Below are 24553 nucleotides of genomic sequence, written 5' to 3' on the forward strand. Positions count from 1 at the left end.
GGATCGGAGTGAGTTGCAGATGATCGACATCAGTCGGGGTTATTCGGTGCTGTTTGTTTGTCACGGCAATATCTGTCGTTCGCCGACCGCCGAGGCGGTGATGCGCCAGCGCGCGGTGCGTGCCGGTCTGGGGTCGGTTTTGCAGGTCGATTCGGCCGGTACCAGTGCCTATCATGTCGGCGAGGCGCCAGACCGTCGCTCGCAGCGTGTGGCGGGGCAGCGCGGCTATGACATGTCGGCGCTGCGGGCTCGCCAGGTGACGGATGAGGACTTTGAGCGATTTGACCTGATTCTTGCCGCGGACCGGCACAATCTGGCCGATCTGCGCGCCCGCTGTCCGGCGGCCTTGCAACACAAGCTGGCACTGATGTTGTCGGTGCTGCCGCAGGGGAGTGAGCAGGAAGTGCCGGATCCTTACTATGGCGGGCCCTCAGGGTTTGATCATGTGCTGGATCTGCTCGAGGCAGCCTGTGATGGCTGGCTGGAAAAAATACGTAATATGTAAAGTGCATGAATTGCTTGTCGCGAGTAGTAGCGCATGGCGACAACTGCTAAGCTAAACCAAACAATCATTCACAGGATGGCGACTCATGGAGCGCGCACGTTCAGATCAGCCGCTGCAAGTTGTGCCCAGCCTCAGCGCAGACGTTATTCTGCCGCTCACTCCGGGACGCATGCCGCTGGCCCGGCAGACGGTCATCGTCATCGGCTCGTCGACCGGGGGGACCGAGGCCCTGCGCGTGCTGCTGACGGCGCTGCCCAAGGAAATGCCGCCCATTCTGATCACGCAGCACATGCCGGAAATGTTTACCCATTCGTTCGCCGAAAGGCTCAACAGCCTGTGCAAGCTGGAAGTCAAGGAGGCGCGCGATGCCGAACGCCTGCAGGAAGGGACAGTGTATATCGCGCCCGGGCATTCGCATCTGATGGTCAAGGCGGCGCCGACCATCGGTTACGCCACGTCGCTGTCGAAGGGGGATCCGGTCAACCGTCATCGTCCTTCGGTGGATGTGCTGTTCCGCTCCGCCGCCAATGTGGTCGGCAAGAACTGTATTGCGGTGATCCTGACCGGGATGGGGCGTGATGGCGCCAATGGCATGCTGGAGCTGCGTCTGTCCGGCTCATACAATATCGCCCAGGATGAGGCCAGCTGTGTGGTGTTCGGCATGCCCAAAGAGGCCATTGCCAACGGTTCGACGCATGAAGTCCTGCCGCTCAACGCCATTGCCAACCGGCTGGTGGTGCTCGCCAAACAAAGACAACCGACTACTTAACTGCGATTTCCGATGAATTTTCTCCCTGTTCTGGTCGTTGAGGATGATGCCGACCTGCGCGAAGCCATTGTCGATACGCTGACCCTGGCCGGGTATCAGACGCTGGAAGCTCAAGATGGCAGTAGTGCGCTCGCCAGGCTGCAGCAGGCCCCGGTCGGTCTGGTGATTTCCGATGCCCAGATGGCGCCGATGGATGGCTATGCCCTGTTTGAAGAGGTCAAGCGCCTGTATCCCGGACTGCCTTTCATTCTGATGACGGCCTATGGCGTCATCGAGCGTGCCATCGACCTGTTGCGGGCGGGGGCGACGCACTATCTGCTGAAGCCCTTCGAGCCGCAGGATCTGATTGCCGAGGTCGAGAAACATCTGCTGAGGATGCCGGAAGAGGGGCGCAGTGACGTGGTGGCCGAGTCGGCGGTCATGCGTCAGTTGTTCTCGCTGGCCAGCCGGGTGGCGCAGAGCGATGCCACCGTCTTGCTGTCAGGTCCGAGCGGCAGTGGCAAGGAAGTGCTGGCGCGTTATATCCATCAGCATTCCAGACGTCATGACGGACCGTTTGTCGCCGTCAATTGTGCGGCGATCCCCGACACCCTGCTGGAATCGACCCTGTTCGGTCACGAGAAGGGCGCCTTTACCGGCGCCAGTCATGCCATGCCCGGCAAGTTCGAGCAGGCGCAGGGCGGCACCCTGCTGCTGGATGAAGTGACCGAGATGCCGCTGGCGCTGCAGGCCAAGCTGTTGCGGGTGTTGCAGGAGCGTGAGCTGGAACGGGTTGGCGGCAGCAAGACCATCCGGCTGGACATCCGTGTGGTGGCGACGACCAACCGTGATATCCAGGCCTTTGTCGAGGATGGCCGCTTCCGCGAAGACTTGTATTTCCGTCTGAATGTCTTCCCGCTGAAAATCCCCGCGCTGGCGGATCGGCGCGAAGATATTCTGCCCCTGGCACGCCGTATGCTTAACAAGTATGCGCAGTCAGCCGGAAGAGCCACTCTGACGCTGTCTGCCGAGGCGGAACGTCATTTGACGACCTATAGTTGGGAGGGTAACATCCGCGAACTGGAAAACGTGATGCAGCGAGCGGTGATTCTTGCCGCCGGACCGGCAATTATTGCCGCCGATCTGATGCTGGATCCGCAGACCGGTCTTGCGGAACAGGTTGCCCCGGACGCATTGCAGGCGGGTGATGAGGCGGATGCCGACATGCGCTCGCTGGAAAAGCGACATATCCTGGAAACCCTGACGGCCGTGGGTGGGGTGAAGAAGCTGGCCGCCGAGAAGCTCGGCATCAGCGAACGAACCCTGCGCTACAAGCTGCAGCGCTATCGAGAAGAAGATGGCGATACGACGGCACCGTCACCGTAACAAGTTTGGGAGTTGACCATGTCAACGCAAGGAATCGATCAACTGCTTGGCGAGCTCAGGGCGGCCTCTGCGCTTGCGGCCGGCAAGCCGGCCAGCAGTACGCAGCAACAGACGCCGCAGGTGGATTTTGCCGATGTGCTGAAATCCACGATCGATCAGGTGAATTCTGCACAACAGACTTCACAGGAAATGCAAAAGCAGTTCGAGTTGGGGGATGAGGGCGTCAATCTGCAGGATGTTATGGTATCTTTGCAGAAAGCCAGCCTGTCGTTCCAGACCATGGTCCAGGCGCGCAACAAGCTGGTGACCGCCTATCAGGATATTATGAATACCCAGGTCTAGCGCTGTCCTGTCAGCATGCCGGCAGCGGTTAGAACCGAAAGCTAAAACCACTGTATGGCAGATCTGGCTGAAAACGAAAACATTCCCGCTTGGCGTGTGCGTCTGAATGAAGTGCTTGAGCGCTTCAAGGCGCTGCCACCCAACAAGAAATTCATCTTCTACGGCGCCATCGCGGCGCTGTTCGCCGTTGTCGTCGGCGTGGCGCTGCTCAATCGCGAGCCTTCCTACAAGATTTTGTTTGCCAATCTGGCCGACCGTGACGGCGGTCAGGTCACGGCCTCGCTGCAACAGATGAACGTGCCCTACCAGCTGGGTGCGGGCGGAGTCATTTCCGTGCCGGCCGAGCAGGTCTACGACATTCGTCTGAAGCTGGCCGCCCAGGGCTTGCCCAAGGCCAGCGGCGTCGGCTTTGAACTGATGGACAACCAGAAGTTCGGTATCAGCCAGTTTGCCGAACAGGTCAACTATCAGCGCTCCATCGAGGGCGAGCTGGCCCGGACCATCGAATCCATCGATGCAGTGCAATCCGCCCGGGTTCATATCGCGACGCCCAAGCAGAGCGTGTTCGTGCGCGAGCAAGAGCCGACCACCGCGTCGGTCATGCTGAACCTCTACCCGGGGCGCATCCTCGATCCGGGTCAGATTGCCGGTGTCCTGCATCTGGTGTCCAGCGCCATTCCGGGGCTGGCGGTCAAGAACGTTACCATCGTTGATCAGGACGGCAACCTGCTGTCACAGTCGCCAGAGCTCGATGCCTCGGGCAATGGCCTGGACTCCCGTCAGCTGAAATACGTGCGCTCGGTCGAGGACGACTATGCCAAGCGTATCGAGGCCATCCTCGAACCGATTTTCGGCAAGGGCAATGCCCATGCCCAGGTCAGTGCATCGCTGGATTTCTCCGAGGTAGAACAGACCTCCGAGACTTATCGTCCCAACTCCAGTCCGAATCCTTCGTCGACCCGCAGCCAGCAGATCGTCGAAAAGCTGAACAACAGCACCACGCAGCCGACCGGGGTGCCGGGCGCACTGTCCAACCAGCCGCCATCGGCCGCCTCGGCGCCGATCACCCTGCCGCCGGGTGCGCTGCCGGGTACGCAGACACTGTCTGGTCAGGCGCTGGGGCAGAACGGGGCGGTCGAGCGTGATATCACCACCAATTACGAAGTCGACAAGACCATCTCGCATACCCTGCAGCCCAAAGGCATTCTCAAGCGCCTGACGGCTGCCGTGGTGGTCAATTTCCGCAATATGCCGGATCGCAATGGCGATCTGAAGCCGACGCCGCTGACGGCGCAGGAAATGGTGCAGGTCAACAATCTGGTGCGTGAGGCCATCGGCTACAACCAGTCGCGCGGCGACAGCATCAATGTCGTCAATGCTGCCTTTGCCGATGCCCTGGCACCGGTGACCTTCAAGGACAAGGCGATCACCTTTGTCAGCGACAATGCCACCAATATCCTCAAGTACGCCCTGGTAGCGATTGCGGCGCTCTACCTGCTGTTCGGTGTCGTTCGTCCGGTGGTGCGCGAGGTGCTGCGTCCGCCGCGGCCGCCGGCGCCCGAGCCGGGCTCTCCCGAGGCCGCGGCGCTGGCTGCGGCCGAAGGCGGTCGTCTCCTGGCGGTCGCCGGGGACGAGGAGCTGGTGGACGAAAACGGCAATCCTTTGTCCGAGGAAGAACGCAACAAGGATCCGCGTTATCTGCAGCGCAAGCACTATGCTGACAATATCGAAGAAGTGCGTGAAATCGTGAAGTCCGATCCGCGCATGGCGGCGCAGATCATCAAGGAATGGATCAGCTCAGATGAGTGACGCAGGAATTCACCGCAGCGCCGTACTGTTGTTCAGCCTGGGGCAGGCGCATGCCGTCGAGGTATTCAAATACCTCGGGCCGAAGGAAGTGCAGAAGATCTCGCTGGCCATGGCGGCCATCAACAATCTCAGTCACGAAGAGATCGACAAGGTGCTCAGCCAGTTCAAGGAAGAGTGCCAGGCGCGTGCCAGCATCGGTGCTTCCGACGAATACCTGCGCAACGTGCTGGTCGAGGCGCTGGGCCCGGACAAGGCGGCCAACCTGCTCGACCGCATCATGCAGGGCAACGACCACAGCGGTATCGAAAGCCTGAAGTGGATGGACCCGGGCTCTGCGGCCGACCTGATCCGCAACGAGCACCCGCAGATCATTGCCACCATCCTGGTCCACCTGGATCCGGATCTGGCCAGCTCCATCCTGTCCTACTTCCCCGAGCGCCTGCGCAACGAGGTGCTGATCCGTACCGCCACGCTGGAAGGGGTGCAGCCGCAGGCGCTGCGCGAGCTGAACGACGTGCTGACGCAGTTGCTGTCCGGCTCCGACCGCCTCAAGAAGAGTGCGGCCGGCGGGGTGGGCATGACCGCCGAAATCCTCAACTTCATGGGCAATACCGTCGAAGCCTCGGCGCTCAATTACATCCGAGAATACGACCCGGAACTGGCGCAGCGCATCCAGGACAAGATGTTCGTGTTCGAAAACCTGCTCGAAGTCGACGACCGCTCGATCCAGACCATTCTGCGGGAAGTGCAGACCGACTCCCTGGTGGTGGCGCTCAAAGGCACCAGCAACGAACTCAAGGAAAAGATCTTCCGCAACATGTCGCAGCGTGCGGCAGAAATGCTGCGCGACGATCTGGAAGCCAAGGGGCCGGTCAAGCTGTCCGAGGTCGAGGCCGAGCAGAAGGAAATCCTCAAGGTGGTACGCAAACTCGCCGACGATGGTCAGATCGTGCTAGGCAGCAAGGGTGGTGATGAAGGACTTGTCGAGTAAGGGCATCATCCCGGCCGACAAGCTGGGTGGTTGGCAAAGCTGGTCGCCTGCCGAGCTGCTGACCCCGCCTGCACCCCCGGAGCCCGTGTTCGACGGCTTGACGGTCGCGCAGGTCGAGGCCCTGACCGCCAGTCTGGCGCCTCAGGACCGCCCGCCGGTCGAGCCCCTGCCCGAGCCGGAAGATACCGAAGAAACACCCCCCGCCCCGCAGCTTGGCTATCCCACCGCCGCAGAACTGGAATCCATCCATCAGGAGGCCTGGCAGGCCGGGCATGATGCCGGGCTGGCGGCCGGTACCGCCCAGGGCCATGAAGCCGGGCTGGCGGAAGGGCGTGCCCAGGGACTGGCCGAGGTGCAGCAGCGCTTTGCCGAGGCCTGGACGCCGCTGCAGCAGCTGGCCTCTGGCTTTTCGGATGCCCTGGCAGGCCTGGAAGAACAACTCTCTGCCGATGTGCTGGCCCTGGCGGTGCGCCTGGCCGAGCGTCTGGTTGCTGCCCATCTGGCAGCGGATCCGCGTGCCATCGAGCCGCTGTTGCGTGAAGCCCTGGCGGCCCTGCCGCCGACCCTGGCGCAAGGGCGTCTGCGGGTCAATCCGCAGGATCTGGAGGTGGCCAGAGCCTTCCTGCAGCAGGAGCGGCCGGAAACGATCTGGCAGTGGGTGGAAGATGCCGAGGTGCCCCGTGGCGGCTGCCTGCTGGAGACGCCTTCGCTGCGCCAGGTGCTGACGCATCCGGCGCGTCTGGCTGCCATGACCCGTGCGCTTGGTCTGACCGAGGAGCCGCAAGACGATGGCGATCTCGGCTGAGTTGCTGCTCGAGCGTCAGCGCCAGTTTCTGGCCGAGTGTGGCCGTACGGCTGACGAGGCGGTTCTGTCTCCCGCCAGTGGGTGTCTGGTGCGCGTGACCGGCATGGTCATGGAGGCGGTCGGGCTCAAACTGCCTGTCGGCAGTGCCTGTCAGGTCGAGCTGAGTGAAGGTCATCGGGTCGAGGCCGAAGTGGTCGGCTTCTCCGGCGACAAAACCTTTTTGATGCCGCTGACCAATGTGCATGGCCTGTTGCCCGGTACGCCCGTCACCCCGCTGGCGCCACATCATCCGCCGCATTACGGCAAATCCGGCGCCGCCGGACGGGTCAACGGTCCTGCCGGCCGGATGGTGCCGGTGGGGGAGAGTCTGCTCGGGCGAGTGCTCGATTCCCTGGGGCGGCCGCTCGATGGCCAGGGCCCCATTCATCCCGAAGCTTTTTATCCCCTGCACAGTCAGCCAATCAATCCGCTTGGCCGTTCCCTGGTCAAGAACGTGCTGGACGTCGGCGTGCGTGCCATCAATGGCTTGCTGACGGTTGGCCGCGGGCAGCGTCTGGGGCTGTTTGCCGGCTCCGGGGTCGGCAAGAGTGTGTTGCTGGGCATGATGGCCCGCTTTACCCGCGCCGATATTGTGGTGGTTGGCCTGATCGGTGAGCGCGGCCGTGAGGTCAAGGACTTCATCGAGAATATTCTGGGAGACGAGGGCCGTCGTCGTGCCGTGGTGGTGGCGGCGCCGGCCGACATGCCGCCGCTGATGCGTTTGCATGGGGCGGCCTATGCCACCGCCCTGGCCGAGTACTTTCGCGACCAGGGCAAGGATGTGCTGCTGATGATGGATTCGGTCACCCGTTATGCCATGGCGCAGCGCGAAATCGCCCTGGCCATCGGTGAGCCGCCGGTGACCAAGGGTTATCCGCCATCGGTTTTTGCCCGGCTGCCGCAACTGATCGAACGGGCCGGTAATGCTGCCGAGGGCGGTGGCTCGATTACCGCGTTCTATACCGTACTCTCCGAGGGGGATGATCAGCAGGACCCGGTGGCCGATTCGGCCCGTGCCATTCTGGATGGTCACTTTGTATTGTCGCGCGAGCTGGCCGAGTCCGGGCATTACCCGGCCATCGATATCGAACAGTCCATCAGCCGGGTCATGGTCGATGTGGTCGACCTCGAGCATGTCAGTCTGGCGCGTCGCTTCAAACAGCTCTATTCCCGCTACCAGCGCAACAAGGATCTGATCAGCGTCGGCGCCTATGTGCCCGGCTCCGATCCGCTGCTGGATGAGGCGATCCGTCGCGAAGCACAGATGGCCGGCTTTCTGATGCAGCCCATGCACGAGCAGCACGATTTCCCTTCCACCGTCGAACAACTGCGCCACGTGCTGCGCTGAGCCGGGGTAGCCTATCGTGGCGCACAGCAAGTATGCCCTGTTGCTTAACCTGGCCCAGGAAAAGGTCGAGGCCGCGGCGGATCGCATGCGCAAGGCCCAGGCGGCCCAGGTGGCGGCGCAGGGTAAGCTGGAGCAGCTGCAGGCCTTCCTGCAGGAGTACCAGCACCGGCTGACTCATGGCGGCATGCAAGGCATGGGGATCGGGCAGTGGCAGGATTTTCAGCGATTCCTGCGCCGGCTGGAGGAGGCGGTGGAGATTCAGCAAGGCGAGGTGGATCGCTGCGTACAGCGATTTCTGATGGAGCGGCAGGCCTGGTTTCTGGAGCGCAAAAAGCTCAAGGCCTACGAAAAGCTCAAGGCACGTGAAGCCGAGCGGGCCTTGCGGGCAGAAAACCGTCGGGCACAAAAGATCACGGACGAATTCGCCTCGCGTCGTTTCTGGGACCAGACCCACTCCGAAGACTGACTGGCATGTTAATTGCTTAGTATGGGCATCCTGTGGAGAGATGCATCATGCCCATTGCCTTGCCCGTCAACGCTGCAACCGCTTCGCCGACCGCGGCCTTCAGTGCCTCGCCGAGCCCTGCCAACAATGCCCCCTTCGCTGGCGGCAATGATCAGGCAGTCAGTCAGGCCGGGCAGGGGAGCAATAATCAGGCTCAGGGCGCCGCTCAGGCCGCTCAGGTCAACCAGAACAGCCCGAACGCACAAAGCCCCCAGACCGATCCACAGTCCCCGCAAAACATCTTTGCCCGCATGCTGGATGCCCATATGGCGGTGCTGGACGGTGGCTTGTCCGGCCCGGGGGCAGTGAGCAGTGACGAGGATGGCGGCAAGTCTGACAAAGCCAGGGATGGCGATGCCGCCAGCCTTTCCGCCAATGTCGATCCCTTGCCGAATCCTGCCCTGCTGTTGCTGCAGCAAGTGGTTCCTGCCACGCCGGTCAACAATGCGCCGGTGCAGAACGACGCACAGAGCAATCAGAACACCCAGAACAACTCGCTGGGCGCCGCTGCCGCGGCGACGCTGCCGCAAGATGCCGCGGCGATCAAGGACAGCAAGCAAACGCCGTTGGGGGGCGAGGTCAAGGGCGCCGATCTGTTCCAGGCGATGAGTGCCGATGCCGAGAAGGGGCTGCAAAAATTGCCGCCTTCGGAAGGCGCGCAATCGACAAATTTGCCGCAGCAGCTCGGTCTGCAGGTCAATTCGACCGTGTCGCGAGAGCCGCAGGTCAAGCCGACGTTCACCATTCCGCAACCCGTGGGCACCCCGGCCTGGAGTCAGTCCCTCAGCGACAAAGTGCTGAGCATGGTGAGCATCAAGGCCGAAACCGCCCATATTCAGCTCAATCCGCCTGAGCTTGGCCCGATTGACGTGACCCTGAAAATGGATGGCCACAATACCGCGCAGGTCACATTCAATGCCGATTCCGCCACGACGCGCGCTGCCTTGCAGGACAGTCTGCCGCGCCTGCAGTCGATGATGGCCTCCAGCGGCATTCAGCTGGGGGATGCCCAGGTGTCGGGCGGGCAGTCGCAGCAACAACAGCAAAACGCCCGAAACCAGCGCGGGAATGCCCAGCCGCAGGCGCAGGAAGGGGAAGAATTCGATACGCTGGCCACCATCAAGGCCGCGCGCGGGGTGCTCAGTATCTTCGCCTGATCTTGACCTTTGTTCAGCACATGTTGGATTCTGGAAGATATAATAAAAAATTGGTTTAGAATCCCGGAATACCAACAATCAAGGCTGACAGGCAATGGCAGAAGATAAAAAAGCGGAAAAGGGCGCACAAGACGAAAAACCCCGCGGCGGCGGCAACAAGCTGATGTTGATTGTCGTCCTGCTGTTGGTGGTGCTGATCGGGGGGGTCGGTGCTGTGGGTTATCTCATGCTGTCGGGGCATGCTCCGGCAGCGGCAGCGGCAGAGACGCATGCCGCCGCAGCGAAGAAGTCCGATGCACCGCCGGTTTTCTCCAAACTCGATACCTTTGTCGTGAATCTGTCCGGTCAGGGTGGCTCCCTGCTGCAGGTCGACATGCAGGCTGAACTGGCCGATGCCGATGCGCAGAAGCGTCTGACCGACTACATGCCGAAAGTGCGCAGTGCCGTGATTCTGTTGCTGTCAGCCAAGACCGCGGAAGAGCTGTCAACACCGGAAGGCAAGATGAAACTCAAGAACCAGGTCAAGTTGGTGATCAACGGTGCAATGGACAGTGGCCCGGATGAACCGGTCAAAGCCATTCTGTTCACTTCTTTCATCATCCAGAACTCGTAGGCTATGGGCGACGAAATCCTGTCCCAGGAAGAGGTCGATGCCCTGCTGAGGGGCGTCACCGGTGAGAACGACGAGGACAATGGCGGTGCGGATGCGGAAGGTGTCCATAATTACGACATCGGCCGACAGGAGCGCATTGTCCGCGGCCGGATGCCGACGCTCGAAATCATCAACGAGCGTTTTGCCCGTAATCTGCGCATCGGCCTGTTCAATTTCATCCGGCGGAATGCCGAAATTTCCGTCGGACCGGTGCGGGTGCAGAAATACAGCGAATTCATTCGCAACCTGGTCGTGCCGACCAACCTCAATCTGGTGCACGTCAAACCGCTGCGCGGGACCGGCCTGCTGATTTTCGACCCCGATCTGGTGTTCCTGGTGGTCGACAATCTGTTCGGCAGTGACGGGCGCTACCATGTTCGTGTGGAAGGCCGGGATTTTACCCCGACCGAGCAGCGCATTATTCGTCGGCTGCTCGAGGTGGTGTTCAACGAGTGTCAGAAGGCCTGGGAACCGGTCTATCCGATCGAGTTTGCCTATCTGCGCTCAGAAATGAATACCCAGTTCGCCAACATCGCCACGCCGACCGAAGTGGTGGTGGCGATGACCTTCCATATCGAACTGGGTGCCGGCGGTGGCGACTTCCACATCTGTCTGCCTTACTCGATGGTGGAACCGATTCGCGACATCCTGTCGAGTACCATGCAGGCAGACCGCACCGAAGTGGATAATCGCTGGGTCACCCTGATGTCGCGCCAGGTGCAGGCAGCAGAAGTCGACCTGGTGGCCACACTGGGCTCTACCACGGTGATGCTGGGCGATATCCTCAGCCTGAAGCAGGGCGATGTGATCATGATGGATATCCAGGACAAGGTTGTGGCCGACGTCTCCGGCATTCCGGTCTTCGAATGTAAGTACGGCACGTTGCAAGGCAAGTACGCGCTGCGTGTCGAAACCGTGCTGGCCGGTACCAATGAATTTGCCGAGCCGCCAACGGGAGGAAACGAACAGAATGACTGATCAGCAAAATACCGGCGCAGCCGCCGAAGAAGAAATCTCCATGGACGACTGGGCGGCCGCCATGGCCGAGCAGGAAGTGGCCGATGCCAGCATGACCGCCGAGGCCGAACCGGAAGCCGTCCCGGCCAGCAATCTGTTCCAGGAGCTGGGTACCGGCCCCGATACCAGTGGCAATGTGCCGTCCAACCTCGACATGATTCTGGACATCCCGGTCCAGCTGACCGTGGAGCTCGGCCGTACCAAGATCGCCATCCGCAACCTGCTGCAACTGGCGCAGGGCTCGGTGGTCGAGCTGGATGGTCAGGCCGGTGAGCCCATGGACGTGCTGGTCAACGGCTGTCTGATTGCCCAGGGCGAAGTGGTGGTAGTGAACGACAAGTTTGGTATCCGCCTGACCGACATCATTACGCCGGCCGAGCGTATTCGCCGCCTGCAGAAATGAAGCGCGCCCTGATCCTGCTGGCCGTGCCGGGCGTCGTCCTGGCCGCGGACGGCCTGAGTGCGGCGCCCAGTGGCCTGGGAGGCCTGGTGCAGGTGATTTTCGGTCTGGCCGTGGTCATGGCCGCCATCTTCGGTACCGCCTGGCTGTTCCGGCGACTGTCCAGTGGCGTCACCGGTCTGCCGCGCCATATGCGGGTGGTGAGTGCCGTGATGGTCGGACAACGCGAACGGGTGGTGATCGTGGAGCTGGGCGAGCAGTGGCTGGTGCTGGGGGTGACCCCGCAGTCGATCAATCTGCTCGAGAGCCGGCCGCGCCCGGCCGATGCCGCCGAGCTGCGCCCCGAATTGCCCGGGGTGGATCCCTTTGCCCGCTGGTTCAAGGCCGCGCTGCAACGCAGCCGGCCAGACAAAGACGATAAGAATTGATGAAACGCTTTCTTCCGCTGTTCGGGCTGATGCTGGCCCTGATGCCGCTGGCGGCCTTGCCGGCCGGCCTGCCGATGATGACCAGTACCCCTGCCGCCGGCGGGGGGCAGAACTACTCCCTCAGTATCCAGATGCTGCTGTTCATGACCGGGCTGACCTTCATCCCGGCCATGCTGCTGATGATGACCTCGTTCACGCGCATCATCATCGTGCTGTCCTTGCTGCGTCAGGCCCTCGGCACCGCGACCTCGCCGCCTAATCAGGTGGTGATCGGTCTGTCGCTGTTTCTGACGCTGTTCATCATGGGCCCTACGCTGGATCAGGTGTATGCCAATGCCTGGCAGCCATTTGCTGCCGACAAGATCACCCTGGATCAGGCGCTGGATGCGGCCAGCAAGCCGATGAAGACCTTCATGCTGCGCCAGACGCGCGAGAAGGATCTGCAATTCTTCATCGAAGTATCGCAATCGCCGCGTCCGGCGACCCGCAACGACGTGTCCATGAAGACCCTGATTCCGGCCTATGTGATCAGCGAACTGAAAACGGCCTTCCAGATCGGCTTCCTGGTGTATATCCCGTTCATGATCATCGATCTGGTGGTGGCCAGCATCCTGATGGCCATGGGGATGATGATGGTGTCGCCGGCGATGATTTCATTGCCGTTCAAGCTGATGCTGTTCGTGCTGGTCGACGGCTGGACCCTGCTGATGGGCTCTCTGGTGCAGAGCTTCTACACGTGATGAGGAAGGGAGTCTGACATGAGTCCGGAAATGGTCGTCAACATTGTCCAGAATGCCCTCTACACGCTGATCCTGATCAGTGCGCCGGTATTGCTGGTTTCGCTGGTTGTCGGTTTGTTCATCAGCATCATGCAGGCCGCGACCCAGCTCAACGAAATGACGCTGACCTTCATTCCCAAGCTGCTGGCGCTGTTTGTCACGCTGGTGCTGGCTGGTCCGTGGATGATCAGTACCCTGGTCGACTACACCATTCGCCTGTACAAAAGCATCCCCAACGTGATCGGATAAGGGCGGCATGGTCACGTTCAACGATCAGGAAATCAATGCCCTGCTGGGTCTGTTCATCTGGCCGTTTGCCCGCATTACCGGCATTTTCATGACCGATCCCGTCTATGCCTCGCGCAATGTGCCGCGCACCTACAAGGCCGGGTTTGCCATTTTTCTCACCATTCTGGTGACGCCGATCCTGCCCAAATTCCCGGTCATTCCGCTGGTGTCTGCCGAAGGGATCGCCACCCTGATCCAGCAGGTGCTCATCGGTCTGGGCATCGGCTTTGTCATGCGTCTGGTGATGACCTCGGTGGAGCTGGGCGGCCTGCTGATTGCCAACCAGATGGGCCTGGGCTTTGCCACCATGTTCGACCCGCAGAACGGTGCCCAGGTACCGACCATCGCCACCTTGCTGTCCCTGTTCGTCACCCTGCTGTTCTTGACCTTCAATGGCCATCAGGTCGTGCTGGCCACGCTGGTGGACAGCTTTCAGGTCATGCCGATCGGCAAGTCCGTGCCCTGGGTCACCTGGCGTCTGCTGGCAGAATGGGGCGGTCATCTCTTTCTCTGGGGCCTGTGGCTTTCCCTGCCGGTCATGGCCGCCCTGCTGATGACCAACCTGGCCATCGGTGTCATGACCCGCGCCGCGCCACAGTTCAGCATCATGTCGTTCGGTTTTCCGCTGACCCTCTCGATCGGCTTTATCGCGCTCTATCTGTCTCTGCCGAATATGGTGCCGCTGATCGAGCAGTTTTACCGTCAGAGCTTTGCTTTTGCGCTGGAAATGTTCCGCGTGGTGCATTGAGCGGCCGAACTCCCTCTGCTTTTTGATGGTCTACTAAGCTCACTTATTATTCTTGGATGAACTATATGCGTCTGACGTCCCTGGCCGCCGCCCTGTGTCTGTCCCTGTCCGCCTTTGCCGCACAGGCTGAGCCGGTCAACTTCCTCTTCGCCAGTTCGGGCGAGCTGGCCACTCTGCATGACAAGCTGGCGCGCAGCGACATTGCCGGCGTGCAGGTGGTGTACAACTGGAAAAACCTGGAAAAGGGCAAGGGAGAGTACGACTTTTCGGCGATTGAGGCCGATCTGGCCTATGTGCAGAAGATGGACAAAAAGCTGTTCATCCAGATTCAGGATCGCTTCTTCGAACCGACGGCGAAAAATGTTCCCGCCTATCTGATGACCGCGCCCGAGTACAAGGGGGGCATCGTGCCGCAGGTGGATAACCCGGGGCAGGGCAAGGCGCCGGCCATGGGCTGGGTGGCGCAGCAGTGGAACCCGGCAGTGCAGAAGCGCTACCAGGCGCTGCTCAAGGCACTGGCGGCTCGCTTCGACGGCAAGGTCTACGGTGTCAACCTGCCGGAAACCGCCATCGACATTGACCAGAAACATGACAAGACCGGCTTCAGCTGCGACCGCTACTTCAATGCCGAAGTCCAGAACATGCAGGTCGCCCGCAGTGCCTTCCAGAAGTCGCTGGTGGTGCAATACGTCAACTTCTGGCCCTGCGAGTGGGACAACGACCACCAGTACATGTCGCGGCTGTTTGCCTTCGCTGCCAATAACCATATCGGGCTGGGCGGTCCGGACGTCGTGCCCTACAAGAAAGGGCAGATGAAGAATGCCTATCCGTTCTTCAATCGCTACAAAGGCAAACTGCCGGTGGTGGCCATGGCCATTCAGGAGCCGACGCTGACCTACACCAATCCGAAAACCCACAAGCCGTTCAGCAAGCAGGAAATCACCGATTTCGCCACCAGCTACCTGGGGGCCGGTCTGCTGTTCTGGACGCCGGAAACGCCCTGGCTCAAGCAGCATTGATCCCGAGTTGTTTCGGCCTCGTCTGAAGACGGGGCCGGATAATGCGCAAACGGCAAGGGACTGCTAGAATGCCTGCACTTATCGGGCGGCACCCCGGGTGCGCCCGAACTGTTCCGGATTCAAACCGGGCCGCGGTCCCCTGACCGGCGGCCCTTCATGCATTGAGGCGACTATGGCAGGACATAGCAAGTGGGCGAATATCAAGCACAAGAAAGAACGCGCTGACGCCAAGCGTGGCAAGATCTTCACGCGCCTGATCAAGGAAATCACCGTTGCTGCCCGCATGGGCGGTGGCGATGCCGATATCAATCCGCGTCTGCGCCTGGCAGTGGACAAGGCGCTGGATGCCAACATGCCGAAAGACAACATCCAGCGTGCCATCGATCGCGGTACCGGCAGCCTGGAAGGCGTCGATTACGCCGAAATCCGCTACGAGGGTTATGGCATCGGCGGGGCTGCGGTCATGGTCGACTGTCTGACCGACAACAAGACCCGGACCGTCGCCGATGTCCGTCATGCCTTCTCCAAGTACGGCGGCAACATGGGTACCGATGGCTGCGTGGCCTTCCAGTTCAAGCATTGCGGTTATCTGGTGTTTGCGCCCGGCGTGGATGAAGACGCCATCATGGAGGCCGCGCTCGAGGCGGGGGCCGAAGACGTGGTGACCAATGATGACGGTTCGATCGAAGTCATCACCGGCCCCTACGAGTTCACCGACGTCAAGGGCAAACTGGAAGCCGCCGGCTTCAAGGCCGAGATGGGCGAAGTGACCATGCGTCCGCAAAACGTTACCGAGCTGTCGGGCGACGATGCGGTTCGCATGCAGAAGCTGCTCGACGCGCTGGAAGACCTGGACGACGTGCAGGAGGTCTACACCTCGGCAGAAATCGCTGACGAAGCGTAAGGCGGTCCAATGGCAGGAAAAACAGCCCGAACCGGTGTCGACCGGTTCGGGCTGTTTGCTGTCTGTGGCGGGTTACTGCCTGGCTGTCTGCCGCCAGACGAAGACCCCGTGTCCCTGGTCGCGGGTGTCCGAGCTGCCGACGATCGTCGAGCCATCTGCGGACACTGCCAGCGCCGCGGACATGTCCCCGCCCAGTGTGCCGAGATCCTCCATGACACCATCCTTGACCGAGTAGCGGAAGGCATGCTCAACATACGAGCGGGTTGAGGAAACCCCGACTACCGTCGAGCCATCAGCCGAAACGGCCGTCGCCATCGAGAAATGTCCGCCCAGCGTGCCGATATCGACCAGCTTGCCACCCGGTTGATAGATGAAGGCATGCTGATCGCCGTTCTTCAGCGCCGCCCAGCCAACGACCAGTTGACCATTGGCCGATACCCCGGTTGCTTCCGAGTTATTACCGCCAAAGGTGCCCAGGTCTGTGGCCGACTGATTTGGTCCGACATAGAAGGCGTGACTTTGCCACGAAGGGGTATCCGCTTTGCCGACAATGGTCTGGCCATTGCGCGAGACGGCATTCGGCGTCACGGTGGCGCCACCCAGCGAACCTGCGTATTGCAGGCCATCGGTGCGGCTGTAACGGAATACTTGCTGGCCAAAACCGATTCGGTCGGCCACCCCGGTCACCACGCGACCATTGGCAGAGACGGCCGTGGCACTGGAACTGCCGGGAATGTCCAGCTGTTCCATACGGTTATGTTTCCAGAGCGCGGCATGGTTGATGCCATCCCGCTGAACACTACCCACCAGAACCGAGCCATCGCGCGAGGCAGCATGAACTTCAGACTCATCATGGCTCAGAGCGCGGTAATCGCTGTCCCCGCCCTTCACGTCGACCATCGCTGCAATGTGATCACAATTGCCAGAGCGGTTCCAGCCAAACAGCGTAGACCCATCGCCGGAAAGCCCTGAAAATTCGGAATAACCACTGGCGGTTAGTGTCAGTTCGCGTGGTGCGCCAGCGCGAATGATGTACTGATGCAGCTCATGGTCTGTATTCTCCGGGAAGGCATCATTGGCTGTGCTTTGCACATAGGTGGTTTTGCCATCCTGAGACAGAGACAGACCCTGGTAGATGACAAAGTGTCCATTGGGAGAAAGATCTGTCATCTGGCCAGCCTGAGCGGCCTGCGCGCCGGATACGGATGCGGCCATCAGCAGAACGAGTTGTGGAATACGCTTCAAAGTCATAGTGAATCCCCATTGGTAAACGAAGGTAGAAGAGTAGGGCGCGGTTCAGCGAATGACCGATCAGACGAGTCGGAAATGCCTTGCACCAGATTTCTGGCGTGAGCCGATTCCGGCAGCGTCATGACAGCGATGAGACTGGTCTTCGGACGGGGGGCGGCCAGATAAAATGCCAGGCGATTAGCCCACGTATTCTTCATACAGGTGTAAACTGGCTGCCGTCTCAAGCTCGAAAGAATCTGACCATGAAACAGATGCATGCAGACCGTCGCTCCCGCCTGATGGCACAAATCGGTTCCGGTGTCGTGGTGTTGGCCACCGCGCCCGAAGCCATTCGCAATGCCGATACGCATTATCCCTACCGTCCTGACAGCCACTTCTGGTACCTGACCGGCTTTGGCGAGCCGGGGGCCGTGCTGGTGCTGGATGCCAGCAACAAGCGCAGCATCCTGTTTTGTCGTGAAAAGGATCCTGACCGCGAAGTATGGGATGGCTTCCGTTACGGGCCGGAAGGCGCGAAACAGGAATTCGGTTTTGACGAAGCCTATGTGATCGGTGAGCTCGACAGTCGCATGCCGGATATCCTGGCCGGCCAACCGGAAGTGCACTGGCCGGTGGGGCGCAATCCTTCCTTCGATGTACGCGTCAATGGCTGGCTTGATGAGCTGCGTGCCCGTTTCCGTACCGGCGTCGAAGTCCCGTCCCGTTTTGGCGATGTGCTCGCTCTGCTGGACGAAATGCGGCTGATCAAGGACGAATACGAAATCGGCATTCTGCGTCGTGCCGGCAAGATTTCTGCCGAAGCCCATGTGCGCGCCATGCAGGCTACCCGCCCGGGCATGAATGAATACCAGATCGAAGCCGAGCTGCTGCATACCTTCATTCGCCACGGGGCGCGCTTCCCCTCCTATGAAAGCATTGTGGCCGGCGGCGCCAATGCCTGCACGCTGCACTATGTCGGCAATAACCACCGGCTCAACGATGGCGAGCTGCTGCTGATCGATGCCGGTTGCGAGCTCAATGGCTACGCCGGCGACATCACGCGGACCTTCCCGATCAATGGCAAGTTCACCGCGGCACAACGGGATGTCTACGAGATCGTGCTGGCGGCCGAGCTGGCAGCCATCGACACGCTGCGCCCCGGTGCACGCCTCAACGAGCCGGGCGATGCCGCCTTGCGCGTGCTGGCTCAGGGCATGATCGACCTGAAGCTGCTCGGCGGCACCGTCGACGGCATTATCGAGTCGGAGGCCTACCGTCAGTTTTACATGCATGGTGTCGGCCACATGATCGGCCTGGACGTGCACGATGTCGGCAAGCGCAAGGTCAACGGCGAGTGGCGCGAATTCAAACCGGGCATGTGCACGACCATCGAGCCGGGGCTTTACATCCGCCCGGCCGACAATGTCCCGGCGGCACTGCACAATATCGGCATCCGGATCGAGGACGATGTGCTGATTACCCGTGATGGCCGTGAAATCTACACGTCGGAAGTGCCCAAGCGCATTGATGACATTGAAGCATTGATGGCCTGATGGGGGCACGGCAAGCCATGTCTTCCGCTCTGCTGCATGCGGATGTCGCCGTTGTCGGCGGCGGGCCGGCCGGTGCCCTGGCCGCCCTGCTGCTGACCCGTCAGGGCCGGCGCGTCATCCTGCTGGAGGCTCGCCAGGCCGGTGAGCCGCTGCGCGATGCCCGCGCGCTCGCCCTGTCCAGTGCCAGTCAGCAGCAGCTGCAGGCGGCAGGAGCCTGGCCGGACGATTTGCCTGCCACGGCGATCGATACCGTGCATGTGTCCCAGCAGGGCTGCTGGGGCCGTACGCTGATCCGGGCGGCAGACGTTGGTCTGCCGCATCTGGGACAGGTGGTCGATTATCCGGCACTGACCCTGGCGCTGGATGCCCGGCTGGCTGCCGCGGGGGTGACCGTGCTGTGGGGCTGTCGGGTCGATGACCTGCAGTCGCTGGCCGGCTACGTCTGCGTGCGTTATCGCGAAGCCGGCCATGAAGGTGCCGTGACCGCCAGACTGGCCATTCTGGCCGAGGGCGGGGCGCTGATCGAACGCCTTCCCGGTGTACGTCGTCGCGAGCACGACTACCAGCAGTCCGCCGTGCTGGCGCAGGTCCATTTCGAACAGCCGCACCAGGGCGTGGCCTACGAACGTTTCAGCCAGGACGGACCCCTGGCGCTGCTGCCTCACGGTGATGGCTGCATGCTGGTCTGGACCCGCTCCCCGGCACAGGCCGAAGCGATGAAAGCGGCGGCTCCCGAGGTGTTGGCCTCTGCGCTGCAGCAGGCTTTTGGGGACCGGATGGGGGCCGTGCGTGCCGTCGGGGAGGTGGCCACCTTCCCCTTGCGCCTGAAGCAGGCCAGCCGGGTCGTCGGCCAGCGAGTGGTGCTGATCGGCAATGCGGCGCAAACCGTCCATCCGGTTGCGGCGCAGGGACTCAATCTCGGCATCCGCGATGCCATGGCCCTGACCCGCATTCTTGACGGAGCGGAAGATCCGGGTGCCGCCCATTTGCTGGCGCGACATGCCGCAGCACGCCAGCGCGACACCCGTGCTGTCATCGGCTTTACCCATGGCCTGATGCATTTGTTCGAGTCGCGTGACCCGCTGCTCGGGCTGGCACGGGCGGCCGGCATGAATCTGCTGGATGCGTTGCCCCCGCTGCGCAAGCGCTTTGCCGGTCATCTGGTCTTTGGTGTAGGAGCCGGACAATGAGTCAGACAGATTTCGACGTCCTGGTCAGCGGAGGCGGGCTGGTCGGGGCCAGCCTGGCGCTGGCGCTGGCACGTCAGGGGCGCTCGGTCGCCCTGCTCGAACCGCATCCGCAGGGACAGGACGGGCTGATGCAAGGCTGGGATGCCCGCATTTACGCCGTCAGTCCGCAAAACCGCGATTTTCTCGCCCGTCTTGGTGCCTGGCCCGATGCCAGCCGGATCGGCCGCATCGCCAGCATGGATGTGCGTGGCGACCGGGATGGCCGCCTGACCTTCAGTGCTGCCGAGATCGGTGAAAGCGAACTGGCGGCGATCGCCGAGAATCGCTGGATGCTGGCGGCGCTCTGGCGAGCCATCGCCGACAGCGAGATCACCGTGATCCATGGTCGTGCCGCGGCCTGCGACTGCCAGGCCGGTCAGGCCAGGCTGACGCTGGAGGATGGCCGGGTGCTGACGGCGGCACTGCTGGCCGGCGCCGATGGCGCCCAGTCCTGGCTGCGGCAGGCAGCCGGCATCGAAGTGGCCGTCCGGGCCTATGGCCAGTCAGGGGTGGTGGCGAACTTTGCCTGCGAAGTGCCGCACGGCGATTGTGCCAGGCAATGGTTCCTCGGTGATGCGGTACTGGCCTGGTTGCCGCTGCCCGGGAACCGAATTTCTATTGTATGGTCTACATCCGATTCCGAGCGATTGGTCAGAATGCCGGCAGACGAGCTGGCGGAGACCGTCTCGGCGGCGGGCGGTCATGCCCTTGGCGCCCTGCAGAGTCTGACGCCGGCGGCCGCATTCCCTTTGCGCCTGCTGCGTCCGCAGACCGTGATTCATCCCCGGCTGGCCTTGCTGGGCGATGCCGCGCATACCGTGCATCCGCTGGCAGGGCAGGGGGTCAATCTCGGTTTTCAGGATGCCGCGACCCTGGCCGCGCTCATCGGTCGTCAGGGCGATCCCGGCGACTGGGCATTGCTGCGCCGCTACGAGCGCAGCCGCAAGGAGGCGGTGCTGACCATGCAGTTGACCTGCGATGGTCTGTTCCGGCTGTTTCACCAGTCGTCTTTGCCCGGGCTGGCGCAGCTGCGCAACCGTGGCCTGTCGCTGGTCAATCATCTCGCCCCGCTCAAGCGGCAACTGGCCCGCCATGCGGTGGGCTTTTAACAAGGATAGACATGAACAAAACCCTGATTCGCCTGGCGCTGGCCGGGATCATGCCGGCTCTGCTGTCCTGCAGCGCCAATGCCGACAACAATGCGGGCAATGCCAGCCTGACGGCGGTGAAAAAGGCCTTCGAGCAACGTTTCAGCGACCGCAAGGTGCTGGATGTGCGCCCCACGCCGCTCAAGGGTATTTATGAGGTGGATGTCCAGGGTAATCAGGTGGTGTATGTCGACCAGAAGGTCAGCTATCTGTTTGTCGGCGATCTGATCGATGTCAAGAGTGGTCAAAGCCTGACCGAGGCACGTCAGGCCGATCTGAGCCAGGTGTCCTGGAATAGCCTGCCGCTGAATGATGCCATCAAGGAAGTGCGCGGCAACGGCGCCCGCAAGCTGGCGGTCTTTACCGATCCGGACTGTCCGTTCTGCCACCAGCTGGAAAAGCAGAGTCTCGCCGGTGTGGACAATGTCACCATCTACACCTTCCTGTTTCCGCTGACCCAGCTGCATCCGGATGCGTTGCACAAATCGCAGCAAATCTGGTGTGCTGAAGATTCTCTCAAGGCCTGGAAGTCCTGGATGGATGATGGCGTGAAGCCGGTTGGCGAAGGCAAGTGCGCGACGCCGATCGAGCGAAACCTGGCTTTGGGTGAAAAGCTGGGGGTAAATGGCACGCCGGCCCTGATCTTCGGAAATGGGCGCCTGGTGGCCGGCGCGATTCCCAAGGCTCAGCTGGAGCAACTGCTCGACGCGCGCTGAGTCGGTCAATTCGGACGGTTATTGTCGGGTTATTGATCAGGATTTGGCTGTCATCCCTCCCTAAAATCTTCCGCCTCGATGGTCGATGCGGAAGATTTTTTCATGTTCAGAGTCCTGCTGCTTTGTCTGTTGCTGTGTGCCTGCCATCCTGCACCGCACAGGGCTTTTCTGACAGATGGCCGTGGGGATGTGTTGCAACAGGCAAGGCAACAGGCAAGCCGAGAGTCGGGTTCGGGGCAAGGCATGCAGCCCATGATTTTTAGCAATGGACAAGTCGGCTATCTGGCAGGAGGGGGACGTTATCTGATCCTGTGTGCAAACAGCTGTACCCTGCCGGGAGGGCGTGAGGAAGAACTGGGTGGATGGCGTGTCTTGCATCAAAGCACCAGCCCGCTTCCCGGGCTGGATGAGCTGTAGTTGGACGCCGGACAGATTGTCTATGCCGATCCAGACCGGAAGACTGTGCTCTGGGGACATCTGATCGATCTGCGTGATGGCCTCGATCTGACCCGGGCACATGCCGCCTGGTTGGAGCAGGGGCGCTGGCGAAATTTGCCGCTGTCCTCTGCCGGTGTCGTCACGCAGGGAAACGGCAATCTGCAACTTGCCTTGCTCAGCGGTGGCCACCCTGTGGGCGCATTACAGCAGGCGCTGACGCACTTGCCGGATCTCACCGTCTATCTGTTGCCGGGCAGCCCTGACGTCGATCCGGCCCTGCTGCCGGCTCTGGTCCGGCCGGACGGGCAGCTGCTCAGTCTGGCCGGGTTGCAGAATGCGCAGCAACCTTTTCTTTCCGGTTTGATTCGCAGCTGGCTGGAGCAAGGCGCTACCAGCGCCTGGCAGGGATGATGAAACCGGGTGTTTTTCGTGTATATTAATGCCGTTGGGCTAACACAATACAACATCAAGGAAGAAACATGTCTGATCTGCAAACCCTGTTCACCCAGGCTCAGGCCGATGTCAAAACCCTGTCCGAGCGCCCGGACAATCAGACCCTGCTGCAGCTCTACGCCCTGTTCAAGCAGGCGACCGAAGGCGATGCCCATGGCGAACGTCCCGGCATGATGGATTTCATCAACCGCGCCAAGTTCGATGCCTGGGAAAAGCTCAAGGGCACCTCTGCCGATGAGGCCATGCAAGGCTACATCGACGTGGTCAAGGGCCTGCTCGAAGCCTGATCACGCGTGACAAAGGGGGGCTGGTCCCCCCTCTTTTGTTTTGAAATACCTCCATTCAATCATTACCCTTCAAGGATTCGTCGAAATGAGCCTGCGCACCTGACCGCCCGATAACGGGCAACCCACGTTTTACTGCCCATCCTGCGGGAGGTGTTCATGTCGATGATTCAATGGCAAGGCCTGAGCCTTGTCTTCCCCCATAAAACCTGCTTCAGCGAATTTTCCGGCCAACTGGACTGGGGCTGCCGCATTGCCATTGTCGGTGATAACGGCAGCGGCAAATCGTCGTTGCTGCGAATGTTGGCCGGCCTGCAGTCACCCTCCGAGGGCCGGCTGCAGATGGAGCCCTTGCTGCGTCTGGGCCATGTGCCACAGGTACTGGATGGTGACCTGAAGCTCAGTGGCGGCCAGCGGGTGAACCAGGCGCTCAGCCAGGCCCTGGCAGAACAGCCCGATCTGTTGTTGCTCGACGAGCCCAGCAATCATCTGGATACCGCCAACCGCCGTGCCATGCTGCGCATGCTGCAGCATTTTCACGGCGGATTGCTGCTGGTCACGCACGATGAAACCTGGATGAACACATTGTGTGACACCCTGTGGATCGTCGCCGATGGCCAGATCCGGGTGTTTCACGGCCGCTATCAGGACTACCTGGCTGAACGTGCCGGCCAGCATGCCGCCCTGCAACGGCAGCGCGACCTGCTGCGGCGCGAACAGCAGGGTGCCCACCAGCGGTTGATGCAGGAGCAACAGCGAGCCAGCCATGCCCGTCAGCGCGGTGAAAAGGCCATCCGCGAACGGCGCTGGGCGACCGTCAAGTCGGCGACCAAGCTGGGGCGAGGCAACACCACGGCGGTCGACAACCGGGCTGACCTACTGACTCGGCAACAGACGCTGGGGGACGAACTGGCGCGCCTCAGTCCTGGCGAGGTGATCAGTCCGGCGTTTTTCCTGCCCCCGCAAGCCCGACATGCCCGGGGACCGGTGGTGCAGGTGAGTGATGGCCTGATTGGCCATGAGCGAGTGATCGCCGGACCACTGCATCTGGTGATCCGGTCGGGCGAGCGCTGGCTGCTCGGTGGTGCCAACGGCAGCGGCAAATCCACGCTGGCGCGCGCACTGCTCGGCGAGACGGCCTTGCGTCTGGGTGGACAGTGGCAGACACCGCCAAGGCAGGAGATCGGCTATCTCGATCAACACTATGCCAACCTGCCCGCCGACCAGACTGTCCTGGCGGTATTGCAGCAGACGGTTCCCGACTGGGCGCCCAGTGCGCTGCGCCACCACCTGAGCCGGTTCCTGTTTCGTGGTGATGGCGCGGTGCAGACCCTGGTCCGTGCCCTGTCTGGTGGCGAGCGCGCACGGCTGTCGCTGGCCTGTCTGGCTGCTCGTCCACCACAGTTGTTGATTCTGGACGAGATCAGCAACAACCTGGATGGCCGGGCGCGCCAGCATGTGACCTCGATCCTGCATGACTATCCGGGCACCCTGCTGCTGATCAGCCACGATGAGGCACTGGTGCAACAACTGGGGGAAATGCGGCGCCTGAATTTGTAAACCCAGTGCCACTGCTGGTTAGCAATTGTGAAGAGGGCCGGCAAGTTGATATCCATAATGTTATTATTATTA

General features: G+C 61.5%; 28 protein-coding genes. 27 read left to right on the forward strand and 1 reads right to left on the reverse strand.

Annotation, left to right across the window (positions count from 1 at the left end; genetic code table 11):
• Positions 1–19: 19 nt before the first annotated feature.
• From JNO51_RS04810 to JNO51_RS04900, 19 genes are all read left to right on the forward strand, one after another.
• Positions 20–505 (forward strand): low molecular weight protein-tyrosine-phosphatase, encoded by a 486-nt coding sequence (locus JNO51_RS04810; RefSeq protein WP_215781884.1) that lies wholly within the window; start codon positions 20–22, stop codon positions 503–505.
• An 85-nt stretch (positions 506–590) separates the two neighbouring features.
• The gene (locus JNO51_RS04815; RefSeq protein WP_215781885.1) at positions 591–1274 is read left to right on the forward strand and encodes a chemotaxis protein CheB; all 684 of its coding nucleotides are present in this window, start codon (positions 591–593) and stop codon (positions 1272–1274) included.
• Positions 1275–1286: 12 nt separating this feature from the next.
• Positions 1287–2639 (forward strand): sigma-54 dependent transcriptional regulator, encoded by a 1353-nt coding sequence (locus JNO51_RS04820; protein ID WP_215781886.1) that lies wholly within the window; start codon positions 1287–1289, stop codon positions 2637–2639.
• An 18-nt stretch (positions 2640–2657) separates the two neighbouring features.
• Positions 2658–2981 carry a flagellar hook-basal body complex protein FliE gene (gene fliE, locus JNO51_RS04825; RefSeq protein ID WP_215781887.1) on the forward strand — a complete coding sequence of 108 codons (324 nt, stop codon included), beginning with the start codon at positions 2658–2660 and terminating at the stop codon, positions 2979–2981.
• Positions 2982–3035: 54 nt separating this feature from the next.
• On the forward strand, positions 3036–4790 hold the full coding sequence (gene fliF, locus JNO51_RS04830; RefSeq protein WP_215781888.1) for a flagellar basal-body MS-ring/collar protein FliF: 1755 nt from the start codon (positions 3036–3038) through the stop codon (positions 4788–4790).
• Positions 4783–5781, forward strand: a complete 999-nt coding sequence (gene fliG, locus JNO51_RS04835; RefSeq protein WP_215781889.1) for a flagellar motor switch protein FliG — start codon at positions 4783–4785, stop codon at positions 5779–5781. Before fliF ends, fliG begins: the two co-directional genes overlap by 8 nt.
• Positions 5762–6586, forward strand: coding sequence for a flagellar assembly protein FliH (locus JNO51_RS04840; RefSeq protein WP_215781890.1), 825 nt, complete (start codon positions 5762–5764; stop codon positions 6584–6586). Before fliG ends, JNO51_RS04840 begins: the two co-directional genes overlap by 20 nt.
• On the forward strand, positions 6570–7973 hold the full coding sequence (gene fliI / locus JNO51_RS04845; RefSeq protein ID WP_215781891.1) for a flagellar protein export ATPase FliI: 1404 nt from the start codon (positions 6570–6572) through the stop codon (positions 7971–7973). Before JNO51_RS04840 ends, fliI begins: the two co-directional genes overlap by 17 nt.
• A gap of 16 nt (positions 7974–7989) precedes the next feature.
• On the forward strand, positions 7990–8439 hold the full coding sequence (gene fliJ / locus JNO51_RS04850) for a flagellar export protein FliJ (RefSeq protein ID WP_215781892.1): 450 nt from the start codon (positions 7990–7992) through the stop codon (positions 8437–8439).
• Positions 8440–8486: 47 nt separating this feature from the next.
• A complete protein-coding gene (locus JNO51_RS04855) occupies positions 8487–9635 on the forward strand; it encodes a flagellar hook-length control protein FliK (protein WP_215781893.1) in 1149 nt (382 codons plus the stop codon).
• A gap of 94 nt (positions 9636–9729) precedes the next feature.
• A complete protein-coding gene (locus JNO51_RS04860) occupies positions 9730–10248 on the forward strand; it encodes a flagellar basal body-associated FliL family protein (RefSeq protein ID WP_215781894.1) in 519 nt (172 codons plus the stop codon).
• 3 nt (positions 10249–10251) lie between these two features.
• Positions 10252–11265 carry a flagellar motor switch protein FliM gene (gene fliM / locus JNO51_RS04865; protein WP_215781895.1) on the forward strand — a complete coding sequence of 338 codons (1014 nt, stop codon included), beginning with the start codon at positions 10252–10254 and terminating at the stop codon, positions 11263–11265.
• Positions 11258–11707 (forward strand): flagellar motor switch protein FliN, encoded by a 450-nt coding sequence (gene fliN, locus JNO51_RS04870; protein WP_215781896.1) that lies wholly within the window; start codon positions 11258–11260, stop codon positions 11705–11707. The genes fliM and fliN overlap by 8 nt, the downstream gene beginning before the upstream one ends.
• Positions 11704–12132: a flagellar biosynthetic protein FliO gene (gene fliO / locus JNO51_RS04875; RefSeq protein WP_215781897.1), complete on the forward strand. Its 429-nt coding sequence runs from the start codon at positions 11704–11706 to the stop codon at positions 12130–12132. Before fliN ends, fliO begins: the two co-directional genes overlap by 4 nt.
• Positions 12132–12872 (forward strand): flagellar type III secretion system pore protein FliP, encoded by a 741-nt coding sequence (fliP, locus tag JNO51_RS04880; protein ID WP_215781898.1) that lies wholly within the window; start codon positions 12132–12134, stop codon positions 12870–12872. Before fliO ends, fliP begins: the two co-directional genes overlap by 1 nt.
• Positions 12873–12890: 18 nt before the next feature.
• On the forward strand, positions 12891–13160 hold the full coding sequence (fliQ, locus tag JNO51_RS04885) for a flagellar biosynthesis protein FliQ (protein WP_215781899.1): 270 nt from the start codon (positions 12891–12893) through the stop codon (positions 13158–13160).
• Between the two features lie 7 nt (positions 13161–13167).
• Positions 13168–13947, forward strand: a complete 780-nt coding sequence (fliR, locus tag JNO51_RS04890; RefSeq protein ID WP_215781900.1) for a flagellar biosynthetic protein FliR — start codon at positions 13168–13170, stop codon at positions 13945–13947.
• A gap of 65 nt (positions 13948–14012) precedes the next feature.
• Positions 14013–14966, forward strand: a complete 954-nt coding sequence (locus JNO51_RS04895) for a hypothetical protein (protein WP_215781901.1) — start codon at positions 14013–14015, stop codon at positions 14964–14966.
• Between the two features lie 172 nt (positions 14967–15138).
• Positions 15139–15870: a YebC/PmpR family DNA-binding transcriptional regulator gene (locus JNO51_RS04900; RefSeq protein WP_215781902.1), complete on the forward strand. Its 732-nt coding sequence runs from the start codon at positions 15139–15141 to the stop codon at positions 15868–15870.
• Positions 15871–15942: 72 nt separating this feature from the next.
• On the opposite strand, the gene JNO51_RS04905 is transcribed toward JNO51_RS04900, so the two are convergent.
• Positions 15943–17121 carry a hypothetical protein gene (locus tag JNO51_RS04905; protein ID WP_215781903.1) on the reverse strand — a complete coding sequence of 393 codons (1179 nt, stop codon included), beginning with the start codon at positions 17119–17121 and terminating at the stop codon, positions 15943–15945.
• Positions 17122–17363: 242 nt separating this feature from the next.
• On the opposite strand from JNO51_RS04905, the gene pepP reads away from it, so the two are divergent.
• From pepP to JNO51_RS04945, 8 genes are all read left to right on the forward strand, one after another.
• Positions 17364–18653, forward strand: coding sequence for a Xaa-Pro aminopeptidase (gene pepP, locus JNO51_RS04910; RefSeq protein WP_215781904.1), 1290 nt, complete (start codon positions 17364–17366; stop codon positions 18651–18653).
• A gap of 17 nt (positions 18654–18670) precedes the next feature.
• Positions 18671–19843 carry an FAD-dependent monooxygenase gene (locus JNO51_RS04915; RefSeq protein ID WP_215781905.1) on the forward strand — a complete coding sequence of 391 codons (1173 nt, stop codon included), beginning with the start codon at positions 18671–18673 and terminating at the stop codon, positions 19841–19843.
• Entirely contained in the window at positions 19840–20991 is a 1152-nt protein-coding gene (locus JNO51_RS04920; RefSeq protein WP_215781906.1) for a UbiH/UbiF family hydroxylase, read from the forward strand. Before JNO51_RS04915 ends, JNO51_RS04920 begins: the two co-directional genes overlap by 4 nt.
• An 11-nt stretch (positions 20992–21002) precedes the next feature.
• A complete protein-coding gene (locus tag JNO51_RS04925; protein WP_215781907.1) occupies positions 21003–21746 on the forward strand; it encodes a DsbC family protein in 744 nt (247 codons plus the stop codon).
• A gap of 243 nt (positions 21747–21989) precedes the next feature.
• Positions 21990–22163 (forward strand): hypothetical protein, encoded by a 174-nt coding sequence (locus JNO51_RS04930; protein ID WP_215781908.1) that lies wholly within the window; start codon positions 21990–21992, stop codon positions 22161–22163.
• Positions 22164–22208: 45 nt separating this feature from the next.
• Entirely contained in the window at positions 22209–22595 is a 387-nt protein-coding gene (locus JNO51_RS04935; protein ID WP_215781909.1) for a hypothetical protein, read from the forward strand.
• Between the two features lie 68 nt (positions 22596–22663).
• On the forward strand, positions 22664–22924 hold the full coding sequence (locus JNO51_RS04940) for an acyl-CoA-binding protein (RefSeq protein WP_215781910.1): 261 nt from the start codon (positions 22664–22666) through the stop codon (positions 22922–22924).
• 156 nt (positions 22925–23080) lie between these two features.
• Complete coding sequence (locus JNO51_RS04945; protein WP_215781911.1) at positions 23081–24481, forward strand: ATP-binding cassette domain-containing protein; 1401 nt, start codon at positions 23081–23083, stop codon at positions 24479–24481.
• The last annotated feature ends 72 nt before the right edge of the window (positions 24482–24553 follow it).

Source organism: Paludibacterium sp. B53371 (assembly GCF_018802765.1).
Classification (GTDB): Bacteria; Pseudomonadota; Gammaproteobacteria; order Burkholderiales; family Chromobacteriaceae; genus Paludibacterium.